The 17,351-nt window shown below is 37.5% G+C and carries 17 protein-coding genes; 15 read left to right on the top strand and 2 right to left on the bottom strand.

The genetic code is table 11. The features are described from left to right. Window positions 1-300: 300 nt before the first annotated feature. From VYJ22_RS07385 to tamL, 10 genes are all read left to right on the top strand, one after another. A complete protein-coding gene (locus tag VYJ22_RS07385) occupies window positions 301-735 on the top strand; it encodes a helix-turn-helix domain-containing protein (protein ID WP_329903280.1) in 435 nt (144 codons plus the stop codon). Between the two features lie 180 nt (window positions 736-915). Beyond that, entirely contained in the window at window positions 916-1,689 is a 774-nt protein-coding gene (locus VYJ22_RS07390) for a dihydroorotate dehydrogenase electron transfer subunit (RefSeq protein WP_329903281.1), read from the top strand. Next, a complete protein-coding gene (locus VYJ22_RS07395) occupies window positions 1,683-2,594 on the top strand; it encodes a dihydroorotate dehydrogenase (RefSeq protein WP_329903282.1) in 912 nt (303 codons plus the stop codon). Before VYJ22_RS07390 ends, VYJ22_RS07395 begins: the two co-directional genes overlap by 7 nt. Then, window positions 2,591-3,277: an MgtC/SapB family protein gene (locus VYJ22_RS07400; protein WP_329903283.1), complete on the top strand. Its 687-nt coding sequence runs from the start codon at window positions 2,591-2,593 to the stop codon at window positions 3,275-3,277. The genes VYJ22_RS07395 and VYJ22_RS07400 overlap by 4 nt, the downstream gene beginning before the upstream one ends. Before the next feature lie 202 nt (window positions 3,278-3,479). Continuing rightward, window positions 3,480-6,191, top strand: a complete 2,712-nt coding sequence (locus VYJ22_RS07405; protein ID WP_329903284.1) for a 4-alpha-glucanotransferase — start codon at window positions 3,480-3,482, stop codon at window positions 6,189-6,191. Between the two features lie 16 nt (window positions 6,192-6,207). Then, on the top strand, window positions 6,208-7,191 hold the full coding sequence (locus tag VYJ22_RS07410; protein ID WP_329903285.1) for a PhoH family protein: 984 nt from the start codon (window positions 6,208-6,210) through the stop codon (window positions 7,189-7,191). 24 nt (window positions 7,192-7,215) lie between these two features. Then, window positions 7,216-8,169 carry a phosphoribosylaminoimidazolesuccinocarboxamide synthase gene (locus tag VYJ22_RS07415; protein ID WP_329903286.1) on the top strand — a complete coding sequence of 318 codons (954 nt, stop codon included), beginning with the start codon at window positions 7,216-7,218 and terminating at the stop codon, window positions 8,167-8,169. Then, window positions 8,153-8,875: a bifunctional demethylmenaquinone methyltransferase/2-methoxy-6-polyprenyl-1,4-benzoquinol methylase UbiE gene (ubiE, locus tag VYJ22_RS07420; protein WP_329903287.1), complete on the top strand. Its 723-nt coding sequence runs from the start codon at window positions 8,153-8,155 to the stop codon at window positions 8,873-8,875. Before VYJ22_RS07415 ends, ubiE begins: the two co-directional genes overlap by 17 nt. Next, window positions 8,872-9,624: a shikimate dehydrogenase family protein gene (locus VYJ22_RS07425; RefSeq protein ID WP_329903288.1), complete on the top strand. Its 753-nt coding sequence runs from the start codon at window positions 8,872-8,874 to the stop codon at window positions 9,622-9,624. Before ubiE ends, VYJ22_RS07425 begins: the two co-directional genes overlap by 4 nt. A gap of 21 nt (window positions 9,625-9,645) precedes the next feature. Beyond that, the gene (gene tamL, locus VYJ22_RS07430) at window positions 9,646-11,928 is read left to right on the top strand and encodes a translocation and assembly module lipoprotein TamL (protein WP_456238421.1); all 2,283 of its coding nucleotides are present in this window, start codon (window positions 9,646-9,648) and stop codon (window positions 11,926-11,928) included. A gap of 366 nt (window positions 11,929-12,294) precedes the next feature. Here tamL and VYJ22_RS07435 read toward each other — a convergent pair whose 3' ends face one another. Continuing rightward, the gene (locus VYJ22_RS07435; protein ID WP_329903290.1) at window positions 12,295-12,462 is read right to left on the bottom strand and encodes a transposase; all 168 of its coding nucleotides are present in this window, start codon (window positions 12,460-12,462) and stop codon (window positions 12,295-12,297) included. Between the two features lie 136 nt (window positions 12,463-12,598). Then, on the bottom strand, window positions 12,599-13,129 hold the full coding sequence (locus VYJ22_RS07440; RefSeq protein WP_329903291.1) for a WG repeat-containing protein: 531 nt from the start codon (window positions 13,127-13,129) through the stop codon (window positions 12,599-12,601). A gap of 620 nt (window positions 13,130-13,749) precedes the next feature. Between VYJ22_RS07440 and mce the strand changes: the two genes are divergently transcribed. Genes mce through VYJ22_RS07465 form a run of 5 tightly spaced genes read left to right on the top strand, consistent with a single transcriptional unit; the run spans window position 13,750 to window position 17,348 of the window. Next, the gene (gene mce, locus VYJ22_RS07445) at window positions 13,750-14,160 is read left to right on the top strand and encodes a methylmalonyl-CoA epimerase (protein WP_329903292.1); all 411 of its coding nucleotides are present in this window, start codon (window positions 13,750-13,752) and stop codon (window positions 14,158-14,160) included. Window positions 14,161-14,185: 25 nt separating this feature from the next. Beyond that, complete coding sequence (locus VYJ22_RS07450; RefSeq protein ID WP_329903294.1) at window positions 14,186-15,739, top strand: acyl-CoA carboxylase subunit beta; 1,554 nt, start codon at window positions 14,186-14,188, stop codon at window positions 15,737-15,739. A 26-nt stretch (window positions 15,740-15,765) separates the two neighbouring features. Further along, the gene (locus VYJ22_RS07455) at window positions 15,766-16,713 is read left to right on the top strand and encodes an OadG family transporter subunit (RefSeq protein WP_329903295.1); all 948 of its coding nucleotides are present in this window, start codon (window positions 15,766-15,768) and stop codon (window positions 16,711-16,713) included. Further along, the gene (locus tag VYJ22_RS07460; protein WP_329903296.1) at window positions 16,710-16,889 is read left to right on the top strand and encodes a hypothetical protein; all 180 of its coding nucleotides are present in this window, start codon (window positions 16,710-16,712) and stop codon (window positions 16,887-16,889) included. The genes VYJ22_RS07455 and VYJ22_RS07460 overlap by 4 nt, the downstream gene beginning before the upstream one ends. 24 nt (window positions 16,890-16,913) lie before the next feature. Next, entirely contained in the window at window positions 16,914-17,348 is a 435-nt protein-coding gene (locus VYJ22_RS07465; RefSeq protein WP_329903297.1) for a biotin/lipoyl-containing protein, read from the top strand. Window positions 17,349-17,351: the final 3 nt, after the last annotated feature.

Raw genomic sequence — 17,351 nt, forward strand, 5'->3', positions numbered from 1 at the left:
TGTTTTATACTCTAATATAAGAAGTAATACTTTATTTAAATGCTTATTAAACAAGCGAGATTTATAAATAACCAAACTTTTATATTTTTATACGATTGTAAATATATAGTAACGAGTGTAGTCTGTAGAAAATATAAAGCTTGTATTTAATAATATAGATTGAATTTACAAATATAAATCAATGTTATGTATTGTAGCAACTTGTTTATTTTCATAAATATAAATTGAAAGTATTTTAAATCATAAATTAATTTTCATATATTTGGTTTTAGATTTTTGAATTAACGGATTTAAGTCAATATGGCAGATTATTTGGATTCAGATAAGATTAAAGTCCGAATTGTAGAATTGCTAGGCAAACACAATTTAAGTCAAAGCGAGTTTGCTGATGCTACGGGGATCTCACGATCTACGATTTCTAATATTCTTTCGGACAAGAGCAAAGTCACTATTGAGATAGTCAATAAGATTATCCAGACTTATCCCGATTGTAATCCGGGATGGCTCATTATGGGTAAAAAGGATTTTTTTGAAGTTGATAGACCTCCGGGTAAAGGCTTCGAGAATGGATTATTCGGGGCTGATGTAGGTCTGCCTCCGAAAACTCAAATCTCAGAGGGTTTGCGTGTGGTAGAGATGAAAGAAGAAATAAGTAAACTCAAGATGCGCAAGATTGAGAAAATAATGGTTTTTTATACGGACAATAGTTTTGAAGTGTTCAAAATGGAAAGCTGATTTCGACTGACAGAATTTTAAATGTGCATAAAGGAAAAAAAGTAGGCGTCTGATATGCATAGTAGCCGATTCTATTAGGCTACAAAAACACAATTACCCATTTTAAGATTTCATTAAATATAACACGAGCAGAGGAGCTTGGATAATTAGTCTTATCTTTGTAATAAATTTTAAAAGATCATGACTAAGAAACAGTCTTTAGATTTTATCGTAAAGAAGAACCTACCCCTATCTGCCGGAAATTTCCTTTTGATCCTTAAATCACAGAGGGACAAATTGCCGGATATCATGCCGGGACAGTTTGTCGAAGTTCTTATACCCGGTAACCAGGTATTTCTCAGAAGACCCATCTCTGTATTTAATGTTGAAAAAGAAGATAATGAGCTTTGGCTTTTGATAGATAATATAGGTAAAGGCACCGGCATATTATCAGAAATCAGAGAGCAATCGATGATTAACCTTTTACTACCTTTGGGTAATAGTTTTGGCCTTGAGAAATCCGGTGCAAAACCGTTACTTGTAGGCGGAGGGGTAGGTATTGCCCCTATGCTATACCTAGCTAGGAAACTTAAAGAGAAAAGTATTTGTCCCACTATTTTATTGGGCGGTAGAAATAAGGAGAATGTGATCATGGTTGAAGAGTTCGAGAAATATGGCCATGTAGAAGTCACAACTGATGATGGATCACTGGGGGTTCAAGGTAGAGTTACAGAGCACCCTTTGTGGAATGACATGAAAGCTGATGCAATATACGTATGTGGCCCAAAGCCTATGATGAAAGCTGTAGCAAAGTTGGCTCGAGAAAAAAACATTTACTGTGAAGTATCTCTTGAGAACAGAATGGCTTGCGGAGTGGGTGCTTGTCTTTGTTGTGTAGAAGACACTATAGATAAGGGTAATATATGTGTGTGTACTGAAGGTCCAATATTTTCAATAGATCGTTTAAGATGGTAAATACTACAGTAAAAATAGGAGATTTAGAACTCAAAAATCCCGTAATGACAGCTTCCGGAACGTATGGATACGGTCCGGAATATGAAGACTTCATTGATATAAATATATTGGGTGGGATTATCGTAAAAGGAACCACTTTACACCCACGACAAGGAAACCCTTACCCTCGTATGGCAGAAACTCCGGCCGGAATGCTCAACGCTGTGGGACTTCAGAACAAAGGCGTGGATTATTTTTGTGAAAAAATTTACCCTGTAATAAAAGGTTATGATACCGCAATGATAGTAAATGTCAGCGGTTCGCAAACGGAGGATTATGCTGAAACTGCAGAAAAAATAAATGAACTATCCCATATCCCGGCTATTGAACTTAATATATCATGCCCCAATGTTAAAGAAGGAGGTATGGCATTTGGCGTTACTTGTGCAGGAGCAGCATCTGTTGTCAAGGCAGTAAGAGAAGTTTATAAGAAAACTCTGATAGTAAAACTATCACCCAATGTGACAGATATTACTGAAATAGCAAAAGCTGTACAAGATCAAGGAGCTGATGCTGTATCACTTATCAATACAGTGATGGGCATGGCTATTGATTCTGAAACAAGGAAACCGTTGCTCTCTACCGTTACGGGCGGACTTTCCGGACCTGCTATTAAACCTATAGCTCTAAGGATGGTATGGCAAACTGCCAAGAAGATAAATATTCCCGTTATCGGGATAGGCGGAATTTGCAATGCAGCAGATGCTATAGAATTTATTTTGGCAGGTGCAACTGCTATTCAGGTGGGAGCATACAACTTTGTTGATCCAACCGCTCCCGAAAAAATTATTTCAGGTATTGAGGATTATATGATCAGACATCAAGTAAAAGATATTAATGAACTGATTGGTGCTTTACAACTATGATTACAGGGCCTATTACTTTATATATATGTATAGAACGTATCCTTCTTAGCTTAGTTATAGGAGGATTGATCGGTTTAGAACGTCAGCTGAAATTTAGAAGCGCCGGGCTCAGAACATTTACGCTGATATGCATAGGAAGTACGATGGCTACATTAGTATCTATTTGGGCACCATGGTCTTCAGGAGAACAACAAATGCATGGAGATCCGGCACGAATAGCTGCTCAAGTTCTTTCAGGAATAGGTTTTATTGGCGCCGGAGCTATTATACAAACAAAAGCAAGCGTTCAAGGACTTACTACTGCAGCTAGTATTTGGGTTTCCGCAGTGATAGGACTTGCAATTGGGATTGGATTATATATCCCTTCAGTGACTATGGGGGTTATTGTTATATTAGTACTAAACGTTGATGAACAAATCGAGAAACGTACGATCTGGGGAGGAAAGAATAGATATCTGGAAATTCAATTGATTGAAACTTACCCTGAATTTGAAACACAATTAAAAATAATATTTAAAGATCTTAAGATCAAAATAATCAGTACTTCTGTCGTAATTGATAAATCTAATGTAAAAAAGACCTATGTCTTCAATATACGCACACACAATGATGATGTAAATGGTAAGCTCATTGAAAGATTAAATGATTTTCATGCTGTATCGAAAATAAAACTCATGAACTAATCCCCATATTATAATCTTTCCCATTCTTCTGATTTAATATCCATATTTATTACAAATTATATCACCACTATTATTAAATGTTAATATGTATTATGTTTAATAATCCGTAAAATATTAAAGTGTGTATTCTTCATTGTTCTATTTTTCCTATTTTTATACAGCTCTTAGAAAAGTTAGATAGAAAACCAGATAAGTAAAATTTATGTTCATACATTTTTCCATAAAATATTTGGCTCGTTGGGGACAAAAACTAAGTATCGTTGGCTCTACAGCTGAATTGGGAAATTGGAACGAAGACCAATCCCTTGAGTTATCAGCTATCAACGATGATACTTGGGATATTTCCATATCAGTAGATAGTAGAAAAAAAGACTTTCTTTACTATTATTTGGTAAAAGATCAAGATGGCACAGTGATAAGACGAGAATGGAAACGCATGCACCATCTTATTATTACAGAGCCTTACAAAAGCATATATATTCAAGATAGATGGTTCGATACACCATGTAATTCGCCTTTTTATACATCAGCTTTCTATGAAGTTTTTTTTCCTCACTCCAAAGAACTCAAGCGTATATGCAAAAGGACATTGGAGAGTAAAAAAATCATATTACAACTCTATGCACCCACCGTTCATCACAATGAAAGAGTCTATATCACAGGAGAATCTGAAGCGCTGGGTAATTGGAAAATACAAGAAGCCATACCATTGAGTTATATTGACAGAGGTGAATGGTGTGCAGAAATAGAGTTATCTCCAATTGAAAAGTATGAAGAGCTATTCTTCAAATTTTTTATAGCCGGAGAAAAGTATGAAATGGATGATATCAGATGGGAAACTGGAAGTAATCGATGTCTAAAGTTGCCGGCAATCAGTAATTATGATGCTCTTTATATTCAAGGCTATCAATTTAGTGATGGTACTTATTTACCTCGATTTTCAGGAGTCGTTATTCCGTTATTCTCCCTGCGTTCTTATACTGATTTTGGTATTGGAGATTTTGGTTGTCTCAAACGATTTATTGGTACTGCCCAAAAAGCATCCATGCATATCATACAATTGCTACCTATCAATGATACCACCTTCTCAAGATCGTTTTACGACTCATACCCTTATAATGCAATTTCATCAGATGCAATAAACCCTATATATATTGATCTTTCGGCATTATCCCCTCTGAAAGATGCTGAAGTGGAGGCACATTTTCAAGAGCGAGCAGAGATGTTTAGGACACTCATGTCATTGGACTACACAGGTGTAAGCTCACTTAAGCAGGAATATTTACGACTTCACTTCAAGGAAAATGCAGAAAAAGTAATGAGAAAAAAGCCCTACAGAGATTTCCGTATTTTTCATGAGGAGTGGTTACTACCTTACGTTGCCTTTTGTTTGTTAAGAGATAACAATCCCGGCAAAATGCCTCATGAATGGGGAGAATATGCTACCTATGATAAATATAAGACTTTAAAATATATTGAATTTCCTGCAAATATTGAGAATGCCTCATATTATTTTTATGTACAATATCTGCTTCATATCCAGCTCAAAGATGTATGTGAATATGCTGAAAAAAAACATATTGTATTAAAAGGAGATATTCCCATTGGAGTTTCTCCCCACAGTGTAGAGACATGGACAAAACCTCACCTTTTCAATCTAAATTATTCAGCAGGAGCCCCACCCGATGATTTTGCACCCGACGGGCAAAACTGGGGCTTTCCTACTTATAATTGGAATGCAATAGAATATGACCATTTTGATTGGTGGCGTAATCGTTTCAAACGAATGTCTACCTATTTTAAGGCCTTTCGTATAGACCATATACTGGGTTTCTTTAGAATATGGGAGATTCCAAAAAATCAAATCTCAGGATTATTAGGACGATTCAATCCGGCACTGCCACTCTGTGGTGATGAAATTATCAACTTTGGCGCAAACGTGGATTTCCGGTATTTGGACAAACCGCTTATACACCTTTCCGATTTGAATGATTTATTCGAGAAAGATGTACTCTCATATCTGATCCAAAGTAATATCTTGATCAAGGTGGATATTCCAGACACTTATACCCTGAAATGGACAAACCAAGTCGATTATCAATCTTTAGATAAGGATAAAATCCTGGGAGGACAAACAACTATTTCGACCCTCATGCATCTTTGTACAGAAGTTGCTTTTATACAAGATAAAGTTGTAATAGACAATTATCATCCTCGTATAGCTTTTCACAAAAGCCTTATGTATAGTCACTGGAGTTATGAAGAGCGCCAATGCTGGGATAAAATGGCGGAATATTATTATGTTCATCGAAATATAAATCTCTGGAAAGATGTAGCTCTCAAACGTCTCATCCCTATTCTAGAAAGTTCTGATATGCTGGTATGTGCGGAAGATCTAGGAATGATACCTTTATGTGTACCGGAAGTGTTACACACACTAAATATTCTTTCCCTTGATTTAGAGAGGATGCCGAAGAAAAAAACATTTGATAATTTTACTGACTTGTACAAACTCCCCTATCATTCCGTTTGTACCACATCTACACACGATATGCCATCGCTGAGAGCATGGTATGAGCAACTTTCTGAGAAGGAACAAAGAGATTATCACATACACATTGGAGCCAAGGTCATATCTTCATCAAATACCTATGTAGACCCTTTGTATTATAGAATTGTATACAATCATATGCATTCTAACTCTATGCTTGCAATTTTACCTCTTATTGATTGGATGTCTATTGATAAAAGATTACATTTGCTAACTCCAAAAGACGAACAAATAAATCATCCCGAAAATCCTGCGCAAAACTGGAATTTTAGAGTGCCTCTTTATATTGAAGATTTAGAAAATAATTACCCCGAATGGATTGAGGACTTAAAATATTTAATACATAGTGCTCATCGTCAATAATAATATTTAAAACTGAATGACAGAAAGGCTTTACATTCTTGAAGATGTCGATCCCGTAGTTTTTTACGGATTAAATAAGTCTAACCTTGTGCTTTTGGGTAACCTGTTCCCAAAACTCAAAATCATGTCTCATAAAAATGTAATCAAAATTCTGGGAGAAAGCAATGAAACAGAAAAGTTGCTCTCTTTACTGGAAAAGATAGAAAAGCATTGCGCAACATACAATCAGCTCACGGAAGAAGATATTGTTAATATAGCCCATGGCAACCAAACAGAAACGGATGCTATACTCAAGGCCAATGGTAACCTCATCTTGTATGGTGTGGGAGGTAAGCCAATAACAGCAAGAGGTGATAATCAAAAAAAACTAGTTAAATCATTTAATAGTAATGACCTCAATTTTGCGATAGGCCCGGCTGGATCGGGAAAAACATTTATAGCTATCGCTTTGGCAGTAAAATCTCTCAAAGCCAAAGCTGTGCGACGCATTATTTTATCAAGACCCGCTGTGGAAGCCGGCGAAAAGCTTGGGTTTTTGCCGGGAGAGATGAAAGACAAACTTGACCCTTACCTTCAGCCTTTATATGACGCCTTGGGCGAGATGATTCCGGCACCAAAGCTCAAAGAATATCTGGAAACAGGTGTAATACAGATTGCTCCATTGGCATTTATGCGTGGACGCACCCTTAATGATGCCGTAATCATATTAGATGAAGCACAAAATACCACTACTCATCAAATGAAAATGTTTCTTACTCGTTTGGGAATAGGAGGTAAAATGATTGTTACAGGCGACATCACGCAGATAGATTTACCCAGAGGAGTAAGATCAGGCCTCAAGGAAGCATTATCAATTCTCGAACCTACGGAAGGTATAGGGGTTATACGATTTGAAAAACAAGATATTGTAAGACATCCTCTGGTTCAAAAAATCGTTGATGCTTACGATAATAAGAAAACAACTTTCATTGAGGATGAATCCTCATCTGAAAGATATTAATTCATAAATTTCAACTTATAGAAAATGGAAGAGACACTACTAAAAACTAATTTCAGCTTCCCTAAGCAAACAGCTGTTTACAAGGGAAAGGTCAGGGATGTATACTTTATCGGTGATGATTATGTTGCCATGATTGCAACTGATCGCATCTCTGCATTTGATGTTGTCTTGCCCAAAGGGATTCCTTTCAAAGGACAAGTTCTAAATCAAATAGCTTCTTATTACTTAGACGCAACAAAAGATATTGTACCCAACTGGAAGATATGTACACCTGATCCCATGGTTACATTTGGATATAAGTGTGAGCCTTTTAAAGTTGAAATGGTAATCAGAGGTTATCTTACAGGGAGTGCATGGAGAGCTTACAAAAATGGAGAAAGAGAGCTTTGTGGTATCGCTCTTCCCGATGGGATGAAAGAAAACGAGAAGTTCCCTACTCCACTCATTACCCCTACCACGAAAGCTGATGAAGGTCATGATGAAAACATATCGAAGGAAGATATCATCAAACAAGGCCTAGTATCTTGTGAAGATTATGAAATCATGGAGAAGTACACCTATGCTTTGTTCGAAAAAGGGCAGCAGATGGCTAAGGAAAAAGGTCTTATTTTAGTAGATACTAAATATGAATTTGGTAAAAGGAATGGTGAAATTTATCTTATAGATGAGATACATACTCCTGATTCTTCTCGTTACTTCTATACTGATGGATATGAAGAAAAATTCAGGAATAATCAACCTCAAAAGCAACTCTCAAAAGAATTTGTGCGCCAGTGGCTCATTGAAAATGGATTTCAAGGGCAAAAAGGACAAGCTGTTCCTGAGATGACTCCTGAGTATTGCCATAGCGTTTCCGAGAGATACATAGAGCTTTATGAGCATGTGGTGGGTGATAAATTCCGCAAAGAATCATCAGCTGATTTGGAGAATAGAATAGAACAAAATATTGTTAAAGCAATTAATGATTACACCGTATAATTCAAACGAATCAAAAGTTGATCAGGTCAAGAAGATGTTCAATCACATCGCTCCCAGCTATGATCAGCTCAATCGTATTATATCTTTAGGATTAGATAAAAAATGGAGAAAAAAGGGGATAAAGATGTTATCCCCTTATCTCCCTCAAAAGATACTCGATTTAGCAACCGGCACAGGGGATCTCGCGATTGATATGGTCAATTCTATCCCCTCCGTAAACAAGATAATCGGAGCAGACATCTCTGATGAAATGATGAGGATAGGTTCCAAGAAAGTAAGAACCCTCAATCTTGAAGAGAAGATCTCATTCCAAAAAGAAGATGCACTCAAGCTCTCTTTCGAAGATGGCTCATTTGATGCCATTACCATAGCTTTCGGAATCAGGAATTTCGAAGATATTCCAGGGTCTATTAAGGAACTAAAAAGAGTTCTCAAGGAAGGTAAACCTCTCATGATCCTAGAGCTTACTGAGCCCAAAAATCGTCTAATGCGTTGGGGGTATAAGATATATTCAGGTAAATTTATTCCTTTTATTGGAAATATGATATCCAATGATGCAAATGCCTATTCATATCTTCCCAAATCTATTACCTCAGTCCCCCAACGCGATGAGATGGTCAAACTTTTTTATGAAGCCGGGTTTACAGAGGCTTACTACAAATCTTTAGTCCCTGGGACATGTGCAATTTATATGGCTATCAAATGAAAAAATTTGGTTTAATAGGTTATCCGCTCGAACATTCTTTTTCCGCTAAGTATTTTGATGAAAAATTCAAAGCGGAAAAGATTGATGCGGAATATCATTTATTTCCTATACAGTCAATCAAGGAACTACCACAGCTTATAGCTTCTGAGCCCAATTTGGTGGGGCTCAATGTAACATCACCTTACAAACGTGAGGTTCTCAAATATCTCCATCACATAGATTTTGAAGCCGAGATGGCAGGTGCAGTCAATGTAATAAAGATAGAAAAAGGGTTTTTCGGCAAGAAAAGCCTTATAGGCTACAATAGTGATATCATTGGATTCAAAGAATCCCTCCAGAATATGGATCTTTCAGGTGTAGATCGAGCTCTGGTTTTAGGCACGGGAGGAGCATCTATTGCGATATGTCGTGCTCTCAAACTTATGGGCATTAGTCATGATGTGGTCAGTCGAGACCCTCAAAGAGATAATATACTGAGTTATTCTCAGATTACTCCCGCAATAATTATGGACAAATATCGCCTTATTATAAACGCCACTACATTGGGGATGTATCCGCATGTCAATGAATGTCCTCCTATACCTTATGAGAGCCTCACTGACCATCATATATGCTACGATCTCATTTATAATCCTGAGACTACCCTATTCCTTGAGAAAGCAGCAAGTCACGGTGCGATAACGAAGAATGGATTGCAAATGCTACTCATCCAAGCAGAGGAGTCATGGAGGATATGGAATCAATTATAAAAAATCAACCGGATATTCTCTGTGAAAAAAAGAAGCTGGCTCTATATCTCTACTATTTGGATACTTTATAGTTGTTCAACGACTAAAAACATCCCTGAAGGACAATACCTTCTTGAAAAAAATAAAATAAGAATTACTCAAGATATTAAGTTGAATAATTCTTATGAGATGAACCATTATATCATCCAAAAACCAAATCAAAAATTTCTGGGACTTTTCAGATCCCAACTCCTCTTTTATAATCTAAGCAATCCATTGAACAACAATGGAATCAACAGGCTATTGAGAAAAATGGGAGAAGCTCCCGTAATATTCAATATTGAAGATACACGTCAGTCAGCAATAAATCTCGCGTCTTTTATGGAAAACGAAGGTTATTTCAACACTCGGACCTCTTTTTCCATAGATACAATAGGGACTCAAAAAGTGGCAGTTACATATGATGTACAGCTGGGGAAAAGATATTTTATAGATAGCACAATCCTTTTTGTAAAAGACAAAAGCATAAAAAGAGAGATTTTTGACAATAGGAATAGTAAATACTTATCAGACGATAGGAATATTTACCTTAAGCCCGGGCTTCCGCTCTCCCCAAAGTCTCTCATCAAAGAACGCAAAAAGATAACCCGAGCTCTTCGCAATCGTGGATATTGGGATTTTACACTCAATGATGTAAAATTTGAAGTAGACACCCTACCCCAATCAGGGGCTTGGGTAAAGACAATCATAGATAGAGATAGCATACCTAAGTATAAAATTGGGCATGTTACGATTTATTCAAACATAGATCGTGCAAGATCCGACATTAAAGCATCTTCTCTGGATAGTACCATGATCAGTGGAGTAAAGGTAATTTATGACAAAAAAGGTAAAAATATACGACCATCTATTTTATATCGTCGTAATTTCATAAGACCTGGGGATGAGTACAGTGAAGAGCTTGCTGAGCATACTTACTCTTTTTATTCCGATTTGCCGGCAATACGCTCATCAAACATTGTGTATAAACAAGATACAGCCCTTTCTACGGAACCACATATCCTAAATTGTGAAATCACTACTCAAGCGCAGAAAACTAAGCAATTTACGAGCGAGCTTGACCTTACCAACTCGTCTGGAAACTTAGGTTTTCTTACTTCTTTAGGACTCAAACACAATAATATTTTTGGAGGTGCAGAGCAGTTTGAAATCAAACTTAGAGGGAACTTCGAGTCATTCAAGCAACAAAATAAAAAGTTCTTTGGGTATGGCATAGAATCAAGTATAAGGCTACCCCGCTTTTTAGATCTTAATCTGATCAAATCAGCAAAAATCCTCAAGTCAAGTACTGATATCAATTTTGCTTATGATTATCAAACCAGACCGGAGTTTGATCGTATCATGTTATCAGCCAAATGGGGGTATACATGGAATCGCTTCTACCACCCGGAGCTTCAGTATACATTCTATCCTATAAATATCAATTATCTGCGATTTGTAAATATCGATGATAATTTCAGGAACTCTATTCCGCTTTATACTGAGATGTTTATTTATCGTGATCAGTTCATATTAGGATCCAATATGCTTATTACATATAATTCATCACGAAAAGTCAATAACAGATCAGAGAGGGATAACACAAACATAAGGATATATCTACAAACAGCCGGCAATCTACTCTATGCGATATCTAAACTGAGTAAACAAAAAAAGGACAATTATGGCGCATACGACTTGTATAATATCAACTATTCCCAATTTGTAAAAGCTGAATTTGATTATGCACACACTCATCGTATCAATGAGCAGAACACAGTTGCTTTCCATACCGGGTTGGGCATAGCTTGTCCTTATGGCAACTCTCGTAATATCCCCTTCGACTTACGTTATTTCGGTGGAGGGGCAAATAGCGTACGAGGTTGGGGTACACGTCTTTTAGGCCCGGGTAGTATGTCCAAGGGTGAAAGCACCACTATTTTTGATCAAGTAGGAGACATCAAATTGGACTTAAATGTAGAATTGCGCTCAAAACTTATATCCAAACTTCATTCTGCATTGTTTATCGACGCCGGAAATATTTGGACTATCAGAGACTACAAACAACAACCCGGTGGAGTATTTCGCTTTGATAAATTTTATAAAGAGATAGCATTATCCACAGGAGCAGGCTTGAGACTTGATTTTGACTATTTTGTATTAAGGTTTGATATGGGGATCAAAATATATGACCCGCAAAAGCAAGGTAAAGATAAATGGAGAATGATCAATGGTAACAGAAGTGATCTCTTTGCTTGGCATTTTGGTATTGGCTATCCATTCTGATCTATTGTATTATTAATGTCTTCTCAACTTAAATCTTATTGTTTATATAAAGTTTTGGTAGGGCAATGCTTTAGATATTATAGAATTCATTGACAACAAGGTATTATCATAATAAACTTACGTTGCTGGCTTTGAATTACTATAATATAGGTCAGTTTTATTTATTTTACTCTGGGCAAAGGAAATATGTTGTATCTTTGTTCGTATACAAATAACTTACATTTCTCCGATTGAAGGGGAAGCCCCCCTCAAGTAGCTCAAAAATGAGCTAAATCAAGAAAGTTAGAATCACAATTCCTTCGTCTGTTCACTAAAATCGGGCGGAAAACTGCTCGTTTTATGTCTCTGTCTATCGATCCGACTTTTTCAACAGTCTCCACAAGGAAGCATACGCCATTGGCAGCCGGTTTTTACCAAATAAAAAATGCCATTAAAAATAGAACGAAGAGAATGTTTTCGCTTGCGGTCGTTGTCATCTAAAAGATTTTCTATAACTTGCCCCTCTCTATCAGTTAGGTCAGTACAATATCCCATTTTATTACTCTTTAAATATGATTTAGTTCTTATATTTAAAGATAAGAAAAAGAGCCGTGACTGCCACTGATAGACTTTTTATTGAAATCAAAACAGTTTCTTAATGTCCGTTCAGCCGTTTCAGGTATTTTTTCGTTTATTTTTTGCGTAGCGGATTGTTGATGGCGCTTTCCCAATAATGGTATTCGCCATTGGAGGCGGAATCCGACTTTAATTGGCCGGTAAAGGTAACTTTAGCCTTGCCTCCTTCAAACGGATAGGCAAATTTATATACAGGCTCAACAACAACATTTCCCAGTGTATCAGCAAAACCCATTAGCCCGTTTTTTCCGATGATCCGGAAACAGCCTTCCCGTGGATAATCGGGACCATTGTCGTAGTTGAACGTTTCAAAAACTTCTTCGCCTTTGTTATTCAGGCAAATGATCCGGTTATTTTGGTTCATCACAAACCCGATTGTTTTGATGGTATCGGTATAGGAAAACAGATAGTTGCATTGGACAACCGTATCGGATTTTTCATTTATATAGCCATATAAATTGTTGTGCTCAATTTGGAACAACTTTTTTCCGTTGCCACTGCCGCAACTGTTAAAAACGGAAATCAAAGCATATAACGCAATGAATTTTAATGTGATGACGGTTGTAACTATCCTTTTTTTATACATATGATTCAATGTCGTTTAGTTAAGCGTCGATAAATTTATTTTGAGAATTAACCACATAGATAGAAATTAGAAGTTAGAAACAGACGCCCCCCTTGTTAATAAGCAATCTGAATAGTTAAAAGCATAAGACATTCTTATGGCACATGCATTCTTAAAGACTCCGGCTTTTATGTTTTCCTGTACTTTTCCGCCGATTATTTCTCCTACCTACGAGACATTTTTACTTTTCACTCGGGCAAAATTGGATCTGAGTGTTGAATAAGATAGCGACATAATAGTTTGTTTTAGTATGATTCTCACAGAAAGATTTTACTAATATAGTTATTCTTTTTTGATTTAAATCTAAACAGTTTCTTAATCTTTTTAGAAAGAATAGTATTTTTATATTTAACAAAAAACAATTGAATTTTGAGACAGTATTATCAATTCAGGCCTTATTTTATATATACAAGGCACTTCTCTCTCTTATTTTTTGTTTATGAGATATAAAAATATCTATTAGGCAGATTTTTCCTTAATAAATGCACTGCTCCTTTGCTTTATTTCTTATTTTTGTAATTAATTATAAAGCAATGTACTGCTTTTAATAATTTTTTTAATCACATAAATATTAAATATCTATGAATCTCTCACACATTGAGCATCTTGGTATTGCAGTAAAGAGTATTGAAGACTCTCTTCCTTATTACGAGGAGATTCTTGGCCTTAAATGTTACAACATCGAAGAAGTAGCAGACCAGAAGGTAAAGACAGCATTTTTCAAAGTAGGACAAACAAAGATCGAATTGCTGGAACCCACATCCGAAGAAAGCACCATCGCAAAGTTTATTGAGAAAAGAGGCGAAGGTATCCATCACATAGCTTTTGCTGTACCAGACTGTGCAGAAGCTCTGAAAGATGCAGAATCAAAGGGTGTACGCTTGATAGACACAGCTCCACGTAAAGGAGCCGAAGGACTAAACATCGCTTTCCTCCATCCAAAAAGTACATTGGGTGTACTCACAGAACTATGCGATTGTAAAAAAGATTAATCAATTTCACATCAATAAATATTTTATGAGTGTTCAATTTGAAAAAATCAAGGAGTTGATTCAACTCCGCGAGACTGCCCGACTGGGTGGTGGTGAAAAAAGAATAGAAAACCAACACGCAAAAGGCAAGTTTACAGCACGTGAGCGTATTGAAATGTTGCTCGATGAAGGAAGCTTTGAAGAGATCGACACATTTGTACTCCACAGATCTACAAACTTCGGCATTGACAAAACCAAATTTTTAGGCGACGGCGTTGTTACCGGTTCAGGTACTATAGACGGTCGTCTTGTTTATGTATTCGCTCAGGACTTTACTGTATTTGGCGGGGCTTTATCAGAAATGATGGCTTCTAAAATCTGTAAAGTGATGGAGCTTGCCATGAAGATGGGCGCACCGGTTATAGGTCTGAATGATTCCGGTGGAGCTCGTATCCAAGAAGGTGTAAATGCCCTTTGCGGATATGGCAACATCTTCCAAAACAACATCCTTGCTTCAGGTGTAGTACCTCAGATTTCTGCCATATTCGGTCCTTGTGCCGGAGGTGCAGTATATTCTCCTGCTCTCACAGACTTCAATATCATGGCCAAGGGCACAAGCTACATGTTCCTCACTGGGCCCAAAGTGGTAAAAACCGTTACAGGAGAAGACGTAACCCAAGAGCAATTGGGTGGTGCCAGCGTCCATGCCTCTAAGAGCGGTGTTGCTCATTTTGCCGTAGAGAACGAAGAAGAAGGTATACGCCTTATTCGCCATCTTCTCAGCTTTATTCCTCAAAACAATATGGAGGATGCTCCATGTGTGGAATGTACAGATCCTATCGATCGTATCGATGACAGCCTGAATGAAATCATCCCGGATGAGCCAAACAAAGGCTACAACATGTATGAAGTGATCGGTACCATTGTGGACGATGGCGAATTCCTTGAGGTACATGCAGACTATGCCAAAAACATTATCATTGGTTTTGCACGTTTTAATGGTCAGAGTGTTGGTATCGTAGCCAATCAGCCTATGCAAATGGCAGGATGCTTGGATAGCAATGCTTCGCGCAAAGCTGCACGTTTTGTTCGTTTTTGTGATGCATTCAACATCCCATTGGTGACTTTGGTAGACGTGCCGGGCTTCTTACCGGGTACAGGACAAGAGTACAATGGCGTTATCGTACATGGAGCAAAACTTTTATATGCTTATGGAGAAGCCACAGTGCCCAAAATCACCGTTACCTTACGTAAGGCTTACGGTGGAGCTTACATTGTAATGAGTTCAAAACACTTACGCTCTGATATAAACTATGCATGGCCATCAGCTGAAATTGCAGTAATGGGTCCGAGTGGTGCTGTGGAAGTTATTTTTGCCAAAGAAGTAGCCGCATCGGAAAATCCTGCACAAGCAGCATTTGATAAAGAAGAAGAATACAGAAAAGCATTTGCTAATCCGTACAATGCAGCTTCTTATGGTTACATGGATGATGTTATCGAGCCTCGAAACACTCGCTTCCGTATCATTCGCGCACTCGAGCAGCTTCGCACTAAAAAGCAGATCAACCCTGCTAAGAAGCATGATAACCTTCCATTATAATCAGTATTAAATAAAGATTATATAAGATGAAGATTACCGGAAGGAAACTAAGTGCCCTGATGCTGTCCCTCGCTATTGGGTCATTGTCTGCACCACTTTGGGGGCAGAAGGCTACTTCCTTACGTCTCAATGAAGTTCTTGTCTCGAATGAGACAAACTTCATTGACGACTATGGAAATAGGCATCCATGGATAGAGATTTACAATAGCAGTGCGGCATCAGTTGATATGAAGGGGTGTTATCTTACCGATGACATTTCTAATCTGAAAAAGTACATGGTGCCTAAAGGTGACGTTCTTACGTTAATAAAGCCTTATCAACACATTTTGTTTTGGGCTGATAATGATGCTATCAAAGGTACTTTTCACCTCAATTTTACCCTTGACCCCAACAAGCCTAATTTTATCGCTTTGATAGATGCCGATGGTAAAACGATCATCGATAGCATCACAGTACCGGCTCAAATTCCTCCAGATATAAGCTACGGCAGAATACTTGACGGAGCAGGCGGTATAGGTAATAAGTCGGCTTGGGCAAATATGACGAAAGTTACGCCAAGCACCAATAATGTTACGCTTGACTCCAATGAAAAAATTGATCGTTTGAAAAGAGAAGATCGCAGCGGTGGAATCATGGCTCTTACGGCAATACTTGTAGTATTCCTAGGACTCATTATTCTCGCACTGGTATTTAAATACATCGGGAAAGCTTCTATCTCAGCATCCCAAAAAAGGAAAAGCAAGGAAGAAGCCTGGAGCGATGGCACAAATACACAGGTAACCGTGAGTTCTGAATCTGTCCCTGACGATGTTTATGCTGCTATAGCACTGGCTTTGTACGAAGAAATGGGCGATACCCATGATCAGGAAAGTTATACTCTGACTTTCAACAGATCACACAGGACAGCCTCTTCAGCTTGGAACAATAAAGCGTTGACAATGCGCCAACAAATTATTAAAAAACAAAGCAGATGAATTCAGAGACTATGCAAGACGAAGTATTCATAGCCATTGCAATGGCAATGCATGAAGAAGGCTACAATATGGCTCATGATTTAGAATCATTGAAATTGACATTCAAAAGACGCCATATCTGTACCTCTTGGAATACCAAGACACAAACAATGCGTGAGCTCCCCAACCGTTATTAAGTCATTTACTTTAATATTAGAAAAATGAAAGAATACAAATATAAAATTAATGGTACCGAATATAAAGTGGCCATTAACAGTATTGATGAAAATGCCGCTGAGGTAGAAGTTAACGGCAAATCATACAAAGTAGATATCCTTACAGAAAAGAAAGCTAAGCCTATAGTAAAGCCTGCACCACGCCCCACAGCGAGTGCTGCTCCTACTAAATCAGAGCCTGCACATGCACATGCGTCAAACAGCAATGGATCAGGTGTAAAATCTCCTCTGCCAGGTATCATTCTTGATATTAAGGTAAAAGTTGGCGACGAAGTGAAAGTAGGACAAACAATCGCTATCCTCGAAGCCATGAAGATGGAAAACAACATCAATGCAGATAGAGATGGTAAAATCATCGATGTACGCGTTTCAAAAGGTGATTCTATTCTAGAAGGTTCTGATATTGTAATAATAGGATAAAAT

Origin of the sequence: Porphyromonas pogonae, assembly GCF_036320655.1 — a bacterium.
In the GTDB taxonomy this organism is placed as follows: domain Bacteria; phylum Bacteroidota; class Bacteroidia; order Bacteroidales; family Porphyromonadaceae; genus Porphyromonas; species Porphyromonas pogonae.